This window comes from Bdellovibrio sp. HCB337, assembly GCF_047302465.1.
GTDB lineage: Bacteria > Bdellovibrionota > Bdellovibrionia > Bdellovibrionales > Bdellovibrionaceae > JACMRP01.
Window position 1 is genome coordinate 4225488 of the sequence record NZ_CP178621.1, and the last position, 14214, is coordinate 4239701.

Below are 14214 nucleotides of genomic sequence, written 5' to 3' on the forward strand. Positions count from 1 at the left end.
GTTTTGTATGCAGAAACCTTTTAATAAGATTCTGATCGCAAACAGAGGAGAGATCGCGATTCGCATTATTCGTGCGTGCCGCGAGCTTGGAATCACTTCTGTTTCCGTATTCAGCGATGCCGATCGCGACAGTCTTCATGTGTTCTTGGCCGACGAGGCTTACCACATTGGTCCGTCTCCTTCGAAAGAAAGCTATTTGAACTACCGCAAAATCATCGAGGTTGCGAAAACCGCGGGCGTTGATGCTATTCACCCAGGCTATGGCTTCTTGTCTGAAAATACGACGTTTGCCAAAGCTTGTAAGGAAGCCGGAATTAACTTCATTGGTCCTACACCTGAAAACATCGATGCCATGGGGGATAAAATTTCTTCTAAGGCGTTGATGAAAGCTGCGGGTGTTCCGACAGTTCCAGGTAGTGACGGCGGAGTTGAAAGCGTCGAAGACGCGTTGAAAATCGCTGAAAAAATCGGCCTACCAATCATCATTAAAGCAACTGCTGGTGGTGGTGGTAAGGGGATGCGTATTGTTCGTAAGATGGACGAGATGGAAAGTGCTTTCCGCGCTTGCCGCTCTGAAGGTCAGAACTACTTCGCAAATCCGACCGTATACCTTGAGAAGTTCATTAACGATCCAAAACACATTGAAATCCAGGTTTTCGGAGACAAACACAACAATCACGTTCACTTATTCGAACGTGAATGCTCTGTTCAACGTCGTAACCAAAAGATTATCGAAGAATGTCCTTCTCCGTCTGTCCCTCATGAAGTTCGTTTGAAAATGGGAGCTGCGGCCGTACGCGCTGCCAAGCAAATCAACTACGTGGGCGCTGGAACAATTGAGTTCATCTTCGACAACACCACCAAAGATTTCTACTTCATGGAGATGAATACTCGTCTGCAAGTAGAACATCCCATTACAGAGATCGTCACGGGTTACGACTTGGTGAAAGAACAGATCTTCGTAGCTTCTGGCCGCCCTTTGAGCTTCAAACAAGAAGACATCAAACAAAAGGGTCATGCGATTGAAGCGCGTATCTGTGCGGAAGATCCTATTACTTACAAACCAAGCCCTGGCGTTATTCGCGCTTGCCGTCACCCACAAGGTCCTGGCTTGCGTGTAGACTCTTACGCCTACCCTGGCTACGAAGTTCCAATTTACTACGATCCAATGATCGCAAAAGTAATCACCTTTGGTGAAACTCGCGATGAAGCGATTGATCGTATGCAAAGAGCTTTGACAGAGTTTGTCCTGACGGGAATTAAGACCAATATCGTTCTTCATAAAACGATCTTGGATCACCCAAAATTCCGTGATGGTTCTTATACGACTCAATTCATTGAAAAGAACTTTGAAGTTATCGAACCTTTGCTTTTCAAAGAAATCGACGACCCAATGTTCTTGATCGCTGCGGCCATCACGGCCTTCAACGATCGTAAATCCAAGGACGTGCGCCAGTTGAATATTACTTCAAACTGGAAACGCACAGGCCGTAAACTTCAATTAAGGACATAATCATGTATTTCGAAGCAGAGCTAAAAGGCCGCAAATACAAAGTCGATGTTACTGAGCACAGAACAAGCTGGAAGGTTTCCTTGCAACCTGAAGGCAAGGACTGGGTTCACTATGACATCTCAAAAAACGACTATAAATTCGCCGAAGAGTACGTAAGCTTTCTTTTCGAAGGAAAGTCTTTCCTGATAGATGTTCTGGGAAAAGACACAGAATATACCGTGTTTACCAGAAACTCGTTCCGTAACATCAAGATCTTCAATGATGAAATGCTTTTGCATGAATCTTTGAAGAAAGGCGGCGGATTCGGTGGTGATGAAGAGCTTAAGGCTGGTATGCCAGGGAAAATTATTGAAATTTTCGTCAAGCCTGGCGATATCGTGAAAGCGAATAAACCACTCCTTATTATGGAAGCGATGAAGATGGAAAATGAGATGAGATCTTCTCGCGACGTAAGAGTTAAGGAAATTCTTTGCAAGCAAGGAGATAGCGTAGAAACCGGCGCTGTCCTCATTAAGTTCGAGGAGCCTAAAGAGTAAGGAGTTCTGTCGTGGAACAAGGCCTCCTGTATCCTTTTACAGAATACTGGTGGCTTTACTTAAGCTTTATCGGATTTGTTATTGGTTTGCTGGCCCTCGATCTGGGGGTCTTTCATAAAAGGGCCCACACCGTGGGCTTTAAAGAAGCCGCCATCTGGTCTGTTGTTTGGATCTCTCTCGCACTTCTCTTCAATTTAGGACTGTACTTTTATACTCTCCATCAATTTGCTGAAGATCGCTCTGTCGCTCATCAAGTCAGTTTAGAATTTCTAACAGGCTATTTGATCGAGAAATCTCTTTCTATCGATAACATCTTTGTCTTTGTCGTGGTCTTTAAGTTCTTTTGTATTCCTCCGAAATATCAGCATCGTGTGCTCTTCTTTGGCATTCTTGGCGCGCTCGTCTTTCGTGCGATCTTTATCGCACTCGGTTCTGTGCTGATGCAATATCACGCTGTCGTAATCCTTTTTGGTGTTTTCTTGCTGATCACCGGCGTGCGCATGACCGTACAAAAGATTGAAGAAATCGATCCCTCAAAAAACTGGCTGATTCGTTTTTTAAAGAATCACATTCCTATCACGGACAGTTTTCATGAAGATCACTTTTTTGTGAAAGACGGTGGCCGCTGGTGCGCTACGCCTCTGTTTATCAGCCTTGTCTTTATGGAGATCACTGACATTGTTTTTGCCGTGGACTCGGTCCCTGCTATTTTTGCAATTACCAACGAGCCACTGATTGTGTTTACCTCTAACATCTTTGCTATTTTAGGCCTGCGCGCTTTGTATTTCTTGTTGGCTGGGGTCTTAGATAAGTTTCACTTACTTAAATACGGCCTCGCTGCAGTTTTGATCTTTGTGGGTCTTAAAATGATTTGGTTGAATGACCTTTTTGGCGGAAAATTTCCAATCCTTTGGTCATTAGCAATTATTGCGGGTTTGATTGGGACTTCGGTGATCGCCTCTGTCCTCATCAAACCCAAGCGCTAAGTCTTATTCAAACATTCTATCCATAGTTATGTACTGTCGATTAAATGATGTTCTACGAATGGACTCTAAAAAACCTCTTTGGCATTGGCCTCTTAGAATTGCATCTGAAGCTCCGATAAGAGCTGTATAAACGCCATCCACCTTCAATACATCCTTCGAAGAAATCACACCCATACGTGGCGCCACCTTCTTAAGCCCCGACAAAAAGTGGTCTCTTGAGTCACAAGACATCAGCCCCAAAATACTTGGTTTTCTGTCGCTTGAAGAAAGAACCGAAATCAGCTTTCTATAGCCCGGTCTTTGCGGTTTGTAATAGCCGCTATAGTCCACTTTGTTGGTACCGGGTTTGAAGATCGGCGGATTGAAATCAGGCCCACCCCCATTACGAGAATGACCGAAATAGAAAACCGCATCGGCGTTTTTAAGGGCGCTATTAAATGCTGCCAGTGCGGCTTGCGAGCGCTGTTGCTGTTCGCTGGAATAGCGGCCTGTGTTCGCGGAATAGTATTCAGACACCGAAGCAAAAACGATTTCTACTCGCGCTAGGTAACGTCTACCTTGATTGATCACGGACTTGGAATATTTGTAAGGCCCGTCCGCAGAAAACTCACAGAACTCGGCCTCGCCAGGACATCTTGAAGTGATAATTTCGCGAAGAGCTCTGTAGGCACCTGGGTCAATCGAGGGACTGTAACCATAGTTACGCCCGCTTGAATAGATTTGCGACCCCGTCGTCCAATCAAAGTATCCAATAATAATTCGAATATCTATCACGCCATCGTTCAGAATTCTTTCGTATCGACTTTGGCATTTTTCTCTTTCTCCGCTAGGCAGACTTCGTAGGTTGTCAGTTCCTAGTCGTCCCACTTGTCGAAGATAGTCTTTACCTAAGTTGTAGAATGCGGACTCATAGATATAAGCCTGCGCACTTGCAGACGCAAAGATGATCCCCATTACGCCAATGAGCTTTTGCAATACGTTCATAACTCCCCCTCCAAACCTAAGATTGTAGAAGAAGAGTTAAGACAGTTTATTTAAGATTGTGTTTTAGCCGTGAATTTGTGGTGACAAAAACCAGACGTGCTTATTCGCGCTCGTTGACAGCTGCCAGGGTTTTCTTCTTTTCGAAGAAGCCGACAAAGAAAACTGCGATCTCAAAAAGAAGGCACATTGGAATTAACATTAAAACCATGCTCAAAAGATCTGGCGGCGTGATGATTGCCGAAATTACTGCAATAGTCATGATGGCATAACGGCGCTTCTCGCGCAGGAATGCTTGAGTAACTACGCCCATCATTCCCAGAATAATAATTATCAAAGGCATTTCAAATGCGGCCCCGAATACCAGGCAAATTTGCGTAAAGAACCCCATGTAGTGATCAATAGTGATCATTGGCTTATCGACGTCTCCGCCATAATTCATCAAGAAGTGGAACGCCATTGGCAGCACTACAAAGTATGAGAAGGCCACGCCTAGCAAGAAAAGCCCTGTTCCAGCGAAGATAAAACCAACACTGTATTTCTTTTCTTTAGCGTATAGGCCTGGCGCTACGAACAACCAAATCTGATAAAGCCAGAACGGACACGAAATAATAATACCGCAAACTAAAGAGAGCTTAAGATGGGCCACGAACTTATCCATCGGCCCCGTGAACACCAAACCACCACCTTGCAAATAAGGCGCGATCGGAGCTCTTACGAAATCAAAAATTTTCTCGCTGATAGAATAACATGCAAGGGTTGCGATAATCAGAGCATAGCCGCAATACACGACGCGAACTCGAAGCTCGCCTAAGTGCTCCACAAGGGTTTGGTGCTTTTCGTCTCTTTGCTCTTGAGTTTCAATCATGATTTTTTCACTTCAGAGTTTTTGGAGTCATCAGTTTGAGCTGAGGCCTCTGTTGTCCCATTGTCAAAAACTTGATCTGCCTGAAGAGGCATTGGGGCATGTGGCGTTTCTGGTGGTTGTGGCTTCGGATCTTCGAGGCGAATAGGATCAATCTTCACGTGCTGACGAAATTCCTCTGTCAGAGAAGAAGAGGCACGGCGCAACTCGTTCAGAACACGTCCAAGAGTGCGAGCCACTTCCGGTAACTGCTTAGGGCCAATGACCACTAAAGCCAATATCGCTAAGAATATAATTTCCGGTAAGCTCAAACCAAACATGAGCCCAGCATAGCTAAAGGGGTTGTGACAGTCACGCGTTTAATACTGTCGTATGCGCTTGGTTTGGTCCTGGGTCAGAGGTAAAACCCCCATTTCAGTGAGTTTTTCCCGGGCCAGTTCCGAACCAGTAGTCATATATTTGTCGTAAAGTCGAAGAACGCTTTCGTTGCTGTTAATAAACGAACTGTGGCTGATATAAGTTAGCACATCGACAAAATCCACAAATCGTCTAGAAATGGTTGTGTAGACCTGGATGGAAACATCCTCACGAACACAGCCTGCCAGTGTCGCATAGGCAGCTCCGCCCATGTTCACATAGTAATCCACATCAACTATTTTTCTCTGAAGAGAGTCCCCGAAAAAACCGCTGACATAGAGCGAACGATCACCAAGCTTTTTTAGAAGCTCTACTTTTACGGATTCATCGTCAGAACTATTTGCATGCAGATACATTTCTGCCAAAGTTTTTGGAACCTTGCGACCGGCTTCATCAAACTCTGGATCAAAAAGATTTTTGGCGTCTAGATAGTGCTGAAGAAGGTGCACCATATAGGATTCTACGTGGGGATAGGTTTCAATTTTTCTCTGAGCAAAACCTTGCCGCACGAGATCTTTGAAAAAATCCCCGGGGGATATAAACAAATTGGTTGTCTGATTCTTTGACTCATTTTGAGACAAGCAACACCCTCTTGTCTTATTATAGCAGATTCCTTTTGGCACAACGCCAAAATTTATCAGCTTCTAAGACCTTGGGCTTAAAGTCTCTTAAAATGGATTCTGCGGACCAACTACGCTCACAACGAAATGTTGCTTAAAAAGTTTCGCTGCCAAAGCCTGTAAATCCGCGGCTTTCACAGAGAAATACTTCTCGGCGACATCTAGACCTTCGCGCGGGTCTAAACCGTAAATTCTATCAAAGAGAATGCTATTGCTGATCGCACTCTTTCTTTGCAAATCGATGTCGTGACGACCAACAATATATCGTTGCGCCCGCAGAAGCTCTTGCTCTGGCACTTTCGTGTCCACAAGTTTTTGGAATTCCGCTTTTAACATACTAATTGCTTTCTTCACCTTTTCCGGAGAACAACCAATGTATGCACCGAAATATCCGGTCTCGAGGCCTTCCATACGCATAGGTGCCACAGAGTAGGCCAGCGAGTTTTTATCACGAAGCTCGATAAAGAGCCTTCCGCCTTGGCCCGACAAGATCGATTGAATGACCTCAAGCTGATAGCGCTCTTCATCTGTAATCGTAAGACCGCGTACGCCCATGATGACATGGCTTTGTTCTTTTTTGGATTCCTGATAAAGATAGTGTTCTTGTTTAAGCGGCTTCAAAGGGAAGCTGCTTTCAAATTTCTCTCCTTGAGGAAGCTTTTGCGCAAGCTTCTTAGCCTGATCCACCCAGAAGCTTCTATCAAAATCACCCACTACAGTTAGTGTAAGGTTACGTCCTGCAATGATTTTCTCATAATAGTCGCGAAGGTTTTGTGTCTGAATTTTATCAACACTTTCTTGGCTGCCCATCATGTCGCGCGAATACGGATGTCCGTCGAAGAGCGTGCTCATGAATTGCAAAACTGCAATCTGCGACGGATTGTCGTTTCGAGACTTGATCTGATTTTTGATAATCATTTTTTCGCGCTCGAGAACTTCTGACGGGAAAATCGGTCCCGTCAAAACATCTTCGAAAACTTCAAACATTTTCTCTTCATAGACTGAAAGATAGTCCATGCTGACGCCGACCGAGTTTCTGCCTGCAAAAGCGCCAAGGCCCGCAGCCATTTCATCGATTCTATGATTCAGCTCGGTTTCGTTAAACTTTTTGCCCCCGCCAGTTAACACACGAGAGAACATCTCTGTAAGACCTGGCGTTGTAGTTGGTTCCGCACGCAGCCCACCTAAGAATCCCGCACGCACAGAGACAGTCGGAGTTTCTTTTTGTGCCTTTAACAACAATGTCACGCCAGGACCAATCGCAATTTCTTCGATATCTGTAGCTGGTCCGCCCGTTGTCTTCAAAGAAAGCTTTTGCGGCTTGAACTTCACAGGTTTGGATTTCTTACTAGGCTTGGCTTTGAGAGCTGTCTTAAGATCTTTTGTAAACGCTTGGCAAGTCTTCTTGATGTTTTCATTTTCAGTTTTGCTCAACACACAGACGGTCAGGTTGTCGGCGCTAAAATATTTTTTAGCAACTCGAGAAATGTCTTCTGGGGTTAGGGCATAAAGCTGCTTCAGATACTTTTTAAAGTATTCGTGATCACCCATATAGAACTCGAGGGTTCCTGCTTTACGAGCAATGCCGTCGACCGTTTCCAACGAGTAAATCTGCTCACTTGCAAGATTCGTAACGGCTTTTTGCATTTCAGTTTTGCTTGGCGGATTGTTAACAATTTCAACGATGTGCTCTTTGATTTTTGCTAAAGACTCTTGCAGGTTTTCAACGTTAAGTCCCATCGAAATCGCCAATACTCCGGCGTCTTGAGGGGTAAACGCATAAGAACCCACCGAATTGGTAAGCGGTTTTTCCAAGCGTAGTGAATGTACTAAACGCGAGCTATCGCCTTGACCTAAAATCAGGCTCATCACTTCGAGTGCTGAAACATCTTTATGCTTCACATTAGGTGCCGGCCACGCCAAATACGCAACTGTCTGCTCAAACGTAGACTTTTCGACTTTGACTTGAGTTTTTTTGACCGGTTTTACTTTTGGACGAGTGGTTTTGCGAAGTTTGTAATCTTTAAATTCGCCAAAGTACTTTTGTACCTTTTGTTTCATTTCAGCAGATTCAAAATCACCAGAAACAACAAGGAACATATTGCGCGGAACATAGCGCGAATGGAAGAAGTCGGCGATTTTCTTTGGTGTGAACTTACGAATGTTCTTCTCATAACCAATGACCGGAATCGCGTAAGGATGACCCTTAAAGACACTTGAGAACATCATCTGGCTACCCGCACGGCTTAGGCTGTCCTGTCCGCGCTTGATTTCTTCAATAACAACTTCACGCTCGTTATCAATTTCAGTGGCATCAAAGGTTGGAAAGCCCATCATTTCGCTGATGACATCCAAACCAACGTCAGAGAATTGTTTGGAGATTGTTACATAGAACACAGTTTGGTCAAAAGAGGTATAGGCATTGAGCTCTCCGCCAGAAGCCTCTACCTGAGCGGCAATCTCGCCGACTTTGTATTTACGGGTGCCTTTAAAAACCAGATGTTCAATAAAGTGGCTAATGCCCTCTTCGTTCTTTTTTTCATCGGCGCTGCCGGTTTTTACCCACATTTGTACTGAAATCACGGGAGACTTGTGAGATTCTAGCAAAAGTACTTTAAGGCCGTTTTTTAGTTGAAATTTTTTAGACATAACCTAAGTAGTGCTCCTATGAGTTTTGGAATTTACGTTCACATTCCCTACTGTATCCAGCGTTGCACATATTGCGACTTTGCGACCTATGAACAATTCAAAATTCTTCCGCCGCAAAAGTATGTCGAACTTCTTTTTGAAGAAATCCGTCAGAAAAAAGGCTACTACCCGCCACGTCCCTTAGACACTTTGTACTTTGGGGGTGGGACTCCTAGCCTGATCCCTGCTGAGCTTATTGTAGCTATTATTCAAGAGCTCGCAAAGCATGGGTTTACAACTGGACCCAAGACGGAAATTACACTTGAAATCAATCCCGCCACTGTGGATGAAAAGAAGCTTGAGATCTACCTTAACGCGGGCGTCAATCGCTTTAGTGTTGGAGCTCAGACCTTTGAAGATCGTCTTTTAAAGATGGTTCATCGTGAACACAATGCACAGCAGACTCTGGATACCCTGGCCCTGCTTCGACGCCATAATTTGAATTTCAGCTTTGATATTCTTTTTGCTTTGCCTTCACAAACTCTTGAGGGTTTGAAGCGCGATGTAGATATCGCCATTCAGCAAGGAGCTAAGCACATTAGCCCCTATTGCCTGACCGTGCCCGAGGGACATCCTTTGTCAAAAGGCCGCCCTATCGAAGACGAGCAAGTCTCCATGTTTGAAGTGATTTCTGAACAGCTGACTACTCAGGGTTTTAACCAATACGAAATCTCGAATTTTAGCCTGCCTGGTTTTGAATCCCGGCATAATATTCTGTACTGGAATGACGATCAGTATTGGGGTCTAGGCTTGAGCGCTCATTCCTACATGAAGTCTGAGCCTTGGGGACAAAGATATTGGAACTTGTCGAATATTGGCGAATACGAAAAGCAAATCTTGGGAAGTTCTGGCAATGCTTATTCACTTCCCTCGTCGCACCTGCCAGAAGCACAATTCGAGAAGCTCGATAAACATCAATCTTTGACTGATTTTTGCCACACTTCGCTGCGAATGATGACAGGTTTAGACCCAGAGAAGTTAACAACAAAGTTTTCCACAGAAACCTCTGCAAAAGTGCTGCCGATTCTGCATCGTTTACAGAAGAATAACTGGCTTTTCCTGAATGACAAAGAGCATTGGTGCCTAACTAAAGAGGGCATTCTTATCAGCAATCAGATCTTTGCCCAATTGACCTTTTTAGAGGGCGAGATTTAGTGCTGTCACATTGACTTTTCTCAGTGAGTACACAATCTTAACTTGGTGCCCACTTTAAGAATAAGGAGTCTTTTGTGTCTGAGCAAAATCCAGCAGATCAAAACGGCAAACAGGCCTCTGATGAACAAAAGGAAAATGCTTCTTTTGATGTTTCTTCCGAGATCAAGAAGCTTCAAGAACAAACTGAAAAATATAAAAACGATTATCTCTACCTCCGTGCGGAATTCGAGAATTATAAACGCAATGCGATCAAAGAGCGCGCTGAGGCGACCAAGTATGGGGCCGAGCGTATAATTAATGACGCTCTTGGTGTGATGGATAATTTTGAGCGTGCTCTGCAAACAAAAGCGACTGCAGAAACTTTGAATACTTATGTTCAAGGCGTTGAAATGACGGCGAACGAATTGAAGAACGTCCTGCAACGCAATGGCGTTACCGAAGTTAAGGTTGAAGGCACTGCTTTTGATCCTAACTTTATGGAAGCTCTAAGCTCAGAGCCAACAACAGAAGTTCCACCAGGCTATGTTTCTCGCGTATTTAAAAAAGCTTATAAACTGCATGACAAAGTTATTCGTCCTGCACAAGTGGTTGTGGCGAAAAAGCCAGAATAACGGAGATACTTTTTGTCTAAAAAAGACTTTTACTCTCTTTTGAATGTCTCTCGTTCAGCAACGGCGGATGAAATTAAAAAGTCCTACCGTAAGCTGGCCATGCAATATCATCCGGATAAGAATCCTGGCGATAAGAAGGCTGAGGAAAAGTTCAAAGAGCTGTCCGAGGCCTATGAAGTTTTGAGCGATGCCAAGAAGCGTGAGATGTATGATCAGTTTGGTCATGCAGGTACGCAGGGCGGTTTCGGCGGAGCTGGCGGTCCTTTTGGGGGCGCGGGTGGCTTCGGTGGTTTTGGGGGTGCTAGCGGCGGTGCCGGTCCTGGACAAGATCCATTCCAAGATATTTTTGGCGACGTTTTCAGTGAAATCTTTGGTGCTCGTGGACACGGGCCAGGTGCTGGCACTGGCGGCCCTCGTCGCCGTCAAACAAAGGGCTCTGATCTTCGTTATACTTTGAATATCTCTTTTGAAGAATCCGCACTCGGAACTGAAAAAGTGATTAGCTTTGTTCGCCAAAAATCTGGAAAAGATGAAACCGCTAAATTGTCCGTCAACGTGCCTGCGGGTGTAAAAGAAGACCAGCGTCTTAAGCTAACTGGCGAGGGTGACACGGCTGCCGGCGGTGGCCCTGCTGGTGATTTGTACGTCATCATTAAAGTTCAAGACCATCCGCTTTTTAAGCGCCAAGAAAACGACATCACGATGGATCTTCCGGTGACATACACCGACGCGATTCTTGGAACAAGTGTTGAGATTCCAACTTTGACAGGAAAAGCGATGATTCGCATCCCACCAGGCACACATACCGGACAGACCTTCCGTCTTAAAGGCAAAGGCTTTCCAAAAATTGGTGGCTTCGGTTCCGGAGACATGTTGGTGCGTTTGATTGTGGATACTCCAGAGAAAATCAGCTCTCGCCAAAAGGAATTGCTCGAAGAGCTCTCTAAAGCCGGTGAAGAAACACCGCTTGTTAAAGCATTTAAAGAAAAAGTCGTTAACATTATGAGGAATAAAAAATGAGAAATGGATTTCTAATTCTCGCGGCCCTGACTCTTGCGGCCTGTTCTGTTTCAACGAAAAGGCCTGAGCTTGAAAAATATCCTCAAAAAGGCGGCCGCCAACCTATCATCACGCCTGTGCCAGTCGGCCAAAGCGGCAAACAAGTAGGTGGCATGGGACAACCACTGCCGCCAGCAGGCAAAGCGAACGTCCAACGTGTTCGTGACCTTGAGGCTGCCGGTGACTACATGCAAGCCCTTAAAGAAAGTGTGAACTTCTCTGTTTCCGCGACGACTCCTCAAGAACAAGAATCTTTCCGCTTAAAGAGCGTTGAGATCGTGGAAGGCAAACTGAACCAAGAGCAACTTGAGAAAGTCGCTCGCGATTCTGATTTTGGATTTTCTCGCGGCTATGCACTTTTCCGTCTAGGAGAAATCTCTCTTGAAGATCGCGACAAAGACCGTGCCCGTAAGTATTTCTCGAGCGTCAGCGAATTTTTGCCAGGAAGTGATTTGGCAGTTCGCGCCCAAGACATTTTGTCCCAGCTTGAAAGCAGTAAATTTGTCGAATCAAAAACCATCGGCGTAGTTCTTCCACTCACTGGAAAAAACGCGGCGATTGGACAAAAAGCTTTGCGCGGTGTTGAGCTCGGCCTTGGTTTGAACAACCCGGGTTCTGGCTTTCGTCTGGCAGTAATGGACAGTGAAGGCAACCCCGACGGAGCTCGTCGTGGTGTTGAACGTCTGGTAAAAGAAGACAACGCAATTGCAATTGTCGGAAGTCTTCTCAGTAAAACAGCACCCGCTGTTGCTGCAAAGGCTGATGAATTGGGTGTACCAACAATCGGCCTTTCCCAAAAGTCGGGCCTTACAGAAATTGGCCCCACCGTTTTTAGAAATGCTCTGACTAGTGAAATGCAAGTTCGTTACCTAGTTCGAACGGCTATGGAAGACTATGGTATGAAACGTTTTGCGATCGTTTATCCAAACGATCCATACGGTGTTGAATATACCAATTTATTCTGGGACGAAGTTTTAGCTCGTGGTGGAACTATTGCCTCTGTTCAAACTTACCATCCTAAAGAGACAGATTTTAGATACGCTATTCAACGTCTTGTCGGCACCTACTACATCGAAGGTCGTGTTGATGAATACAAAGCACGTATCAAACAAGCTGCTGAAGTTGAAAAGAAAAAATCTGCGCGCGTGTCTCATGAAGAAGAAGTGTTGCCACCAATAGTAGACTTTGATGCCGTTTTCATTCCTGATAGCGCCAAGGCAATGGGACAAATCGCAGCCTTTTTGTCGTTCTCTGGTGTTAAGAATGTAAAACTCATGGGTACAAATCTATGGAACACTCCGGGTCTAGCTAAGCGTGCCGGTAACTTTGCAAACAGCTTGATCTTCGTAGATAGCTTTTTACCTCAAACAGCGGCGCACTCTCGCTTCGTCCAAGAGTACAAAGGTCTTTATAACGAAGAGCCTTCTTTGATTGAAATTCAAGCGTACGATTCGGCGTTAATTTTGCGCCAATTGGTAGCGCAAGGAGCGGCGACTCGAGAGTCTTTAACTCGCGAGCTGACCTCGTTGAAAAAATTTCCAGGCGCTCTGGGTGTCCTGAATATGAGCCCTGACCGCGAGATTCAGCGCCCCCTAATGGCTTTAACGCTAGATAAAGGTGAAATCACACCTTTGAAGATACAAAAGTAATTTTCCGCTAACCGGCCCCCGAAGGACTTCTGTCATAGTCCTCAACAGTGTGAATGAACACACTGATTCCGATAGAGAGGGGGCCTTATGAAAACGAACTTATCACCACAAATCATCTCCGAGTGTAGAAAAAAACTAACGACCATGAAGCAGGACATTCTAAATCGTGTTCGCATGGCGCAACTCGACTTTGGACATGTTGAAAAAAGTAGTGGTGACGAAGTAGATCAAACCGTTGCGCAACTTGCTGAAAATCATTTTTTGATCGCACAAGAAAGAATGCGCACGCAACTTCTTGAAATTGAACAAGCACTCGCAAGAATTGAGAATGGCACTTACGGAATTTGTGAAGAAACCGAAGAGCCGATTGAAGTAGATCGTCTTTTCGCAGTGCCATGGACTCGCCTCAGCATCGAAGGAGCAGAAATTCAGGAAGCTATGCTTCGTAAATTCGCGCGCTAGGAGGGCTTTTCAAGCCCTCGCGAGGCGTTAGGTTTCTGCTGAGAATTTTAGCACTCCACTTTTTTTTGGTGACACCACTTCATTCCCTCGTAAGATGCAAAAAGTTTTCGGCCAAGGATCATCCTTAAGTTTAAATGTGTGAAGCAATTCATTCAGCGAGCTTACGAAGGGGGTAAAGATGAACTCAACCGAACTGAGTGCAATCAGAGAGTCTCTACTTTCTCTGAAGGGCGCCATTCTGAATAAGACAAATGAGTTTAAGCAAGAGCAGTCTCTCGCTGTCACAGTATCAGACGAGGCCGAGGCTGCTTCCATTGATATTTCAAATAATATTTCTATTCATCTTCATGAAAGAGATCGCAATTCTTTGTTCATGATTGAACGTGCCCTTGGCAAGATTTCCGATGGGACCTACGGCCAGTGCGAATGCTGCGCTGGAACCATTGGCATTCGTCGTCTTCAAGCTAGACCTTTTACCACCATGTGTATCGAATGCATGGAAGATCAAGAAGATCTGCGTAACTCATACCACCAATAAACCAGGTTAACTCTCATTGGATGAGGCCTTCTGACATGGATGTCAGTCTTGATTTTACTGATTTTCCATAGCCTAGACATTTTTTCCTTAAAGCCTTTTTTAGAGCGCTCCGACAAGTATTTCAGACAGAAACA

General features: G+C 45.0%; 14 protein-coding genes. 9 read left to right on the forward strand and 5 right to left on the reverse strand.

Annotated features, from left to right (window positions below; all coding sequences use genetic code 11):
* Positions 1–7: 7 nt before the first annotated feature.
* Genes accC through ACLWBB_RS20465 form a run of 3 tightly spaced genes read left to right on the forward strand, consistent with a single transcriptional unit; the run spans position 8 to position 3035 of the window.
* Positions 8–1513 (forward strand): acetyl-CoA carboxylase biotin carboxylase subunit, encoded by a 1506-nt coding sequence (gene accC, locus ACLWBB_RS20455; protein WP_413289434.1) that lies wholly within the window; start codon positions 8–10, stop codon positions 1511–1513.
* A gap of 2 nt (positions 1514–1515) precedes the next feature.
* Positions 1516–2049: an acetyl-CoA carboxylase biotin carboxyl carrier protein subunit gene (locus tag ACLWBB_RS20460; protein ID WP_413289435.1), complete on the forward strand. Its 534-nt coding sequence runs from the start codon at positions 1516–1518 to the stop codon at positions 2047–2049.
* A gap of 11 nt (positions 2050–2060) precedes the next feature.
* Positions 2061–3035 carry a TerC family protein gene (locus ACLWBB_RS20465; protein ID WP_413289436.1) on the forward strand — a complete coding sequence of 325 codons (975 nt, stop codon included), beginning with the start codon at positions 2061–2063 and terminating at the stop codon, positions 3033–3035.
* A 3-nt stretch (positions 3036–3038) separates the two neighbouring features.
* On the opposite strand, the gene ACLWBB_RS20470 is transcribed toward ACLWBB_RS20465, so the two are convergent.
* The 5 genes from ACLWBB_RS20470 to ACLWBB_RS20490 all read right to left on the reverse strand — a co-directional run bounded on the left by ACLWBB_RS20470 (position 3039) and on the right by ACLWBB_RS20490 (position 8567).
* A complete protein-coding gene (locus tag ACLWBB_RS20470) occupies positions 3039–4019 on the reverse strand; it encodes a hypothetical protein (RefSeq protein ID WP_413289437.1) in 981 nt (326 codons plus the stop codon).
* Positions 4020–4119: 100 nt separating this feature from the next.
* Positions 4120–4884, reverse strand: a complete 765-nt coding sequence (gene tatC, locus ACLWBB_RS20475) for a twin-arginine translocase subunit TatC (protein WP_413289438.1) — start codon at positions 4882–4884, stop codon at positions 4120–4122.
* Positions 4881–5201, reverse strand: a complete 321-nt coding sequence (locus tag ACLWBB_RS20480) for a twin-arginine translocase TatA/TatE family subunit (RefSeq protein ID WP_413289439.1) — start codon at positions 5199–5201, stop codon at positions 4881–4883. The genes tatC and ACLWBB_RS20480 overlap by 4 nt, the downstream gene beginning before the upstream one ends.
* Before the next feature lie 39 nt (positions 5202–5240).
* The gene (locus ACLWBB_RS20485; RefSeq protein ID WP_413289440.1) at positions 5241–5750 is read right to left on the reverse strand and encodes a hypothetical protein; all 510 of its coding nucleotides are present in this window, start codon (positions 5748–5750) and stop codon (positions 5241–5243) included.
* A 216-nt stretch (positions 5751–5966) separates the two neighbouring features.
* A complete protein-coding gene (locus ACLWBB_RS20490; RefSeq protein ID WP_413289441.1) occupies positions 5967–8567 on the reverse strand; it encodes a M16 family metallopeptidase in 2601 nt (866 codons plus the stop codon).
* Between the two features lie 18 nt (positions 8568–8585).
* Between ACLWBB_RS20490 and hemW the strand changes: the two genes are divergently transcribed.
* From hemW to ACLWBB_RS20520, 6 genes are all read left to right on the forward strand, one after another.
* A complete protein-coding gene (gene hemW, locus ACLWBB_RS20495; RefSeq protein ID WP_413289442.1) occupies positions 8586–9761 on the forward strand; it encodes a radical SAM family heme chaperone HemW in 1176 nt (391 codons plus the stop codon).
* A gap of 74 nt (positions 9762–9835) precedes the next feature.
* A complete protein-coding gene (gene grpE / locus ACLWBB_RS20500) occupies positions 9836–10372 on the forward strand; it encodes a nucleotide exchange factor GrpE (protein WP_413289443.1) in 537 nt (178 codons plus the stop codon).
* A gap of 12 nt (positions 10373–10384) precedes the next feature.
* Complete coding sequence (locus tag ACLWBB_RS20505; protein ID WP_413289444.1) at positions 10385–11392, forward strand: DnaJ C-terminal domain-containing protein; 1008 nt, start codon at positions 10385–10387, stop codon at positions 11390–11392.
* A complete protein-coding gene (locus ACLWBB_RS20510) occupies positions 11389–13080 on the forward strand; it encodes a penicillin-binding protein activator (RefSeq protein WP_413289445.1) in 1692 nt (563 codons plus the stop codon). The genes ACLWBB_RS20505 and ACLWBB_RS20510 overlap by 4 nt, the downstream gene beginning before the upstream one ends.
* Positions 13081–13167: 87 nt before the next feature.
* Positions 13168–13542 (forward strand): TraR/DksA family transcriptional regulator, encoded by a 375-nt coding sequence (locus tag ACLWBB_RS20515; RefSeq protein WP_413289446.1) that lies wholly within the window; start codon positions 13168–13170, stop codon positions 13540–13542.
* 178 nt (positions 13543–13720) lie between these two features.
* Positions 13721–14080: a TraR/DksA family transcriptional regulator gene (locus tag ACLWBB_RS20520; protein ID WP_413289447.1), complete on the forward strand. Its 360-nt coding sequence runs from the start codon at positions 13721–13723 to the stop codon at positions 14078–14080.
* Positions 14081–14214: the final 134 nt, after the last annotated feature.

Bases quoted from the DNA above. Each gene is read 5' to 3' on its own strand.
- ACLWBB_RS20480 (WP_413289439.1), bottom strand. From the start codon at position 5,201: ATGTTTGGTTTGAGCTTACCGGAAATTATATTCTTAGCGATATTGGCT.
- ACLWBB_RS20520 (WP_413289447.1), top strand. From the start codon at position 13,721: ATGAACTCAACCGAACTGAGTGCAATCAGAGAGTCTCTACTTTCTCTG.
- ACLWBB_RS20490 (WP_413289441.1), bottom strand. From the start codon at position 8,567: ATGTCTAAAAAATTTCAACTAAAAAACGGCCTTAAAGTACTTTTGCTA.
- tatC (WP_413289438.1), bottom strand. From the start codon at position 4,884: ATGATTGAAACTCAAGAGCAAAGAGACGAAAAGCACCAAACCCTTGTG.
- ACLWBB_RS20510 (WP_413289445.1), top strand. From the start codon at position 11,389: ATGAGAAATGGATTTCTAATTCTCGCGGCCCTGACTCTTGCGGCCTGT.
- hemW (WP_413289442.1), top strand. From the start codon at position 8,586: ATGAGTTTTGGAATTTACGTTCACATTCCCTACTGTATCCAGCGTTGC.
- ACLWBB_RS20470 (WP_413289437.1), bottom strand. From the start codon at position 4,019: ATGAACGTATTGCAAAAGCTCATTGGCGTAATGGGGATCATCTTTGCG.
- accC (WP_413289434.1), top strand. From the start codon at position 8: ATGCAGAAACCTTTTAATAAGATTCTGATCGCAAACAGAGGAGAGATC.
- ACLWBB_RS20460 (WP_413289435.1), top strand. From the start codon at position 1,516: ATGTATTTCGAAGCAGAGCTAAAAGGCCGCAAATACAAAGTCGATGTT.
- ACLWBB_RS20515 (WP_413289446.1), top strand. From the start codon at position 13,168: ATGAAAACGAACTTATCACCACAAATCATCTCCGAGTGTAGAAAAAAA.
- ACLWBB_RS20485 (WP_413289440.1), bottom strand. From the start codon at position 5,750: ATGGTGCACCTTCTTCAGCACTATCTAGACGCCAAAAATCTTTTTGAT.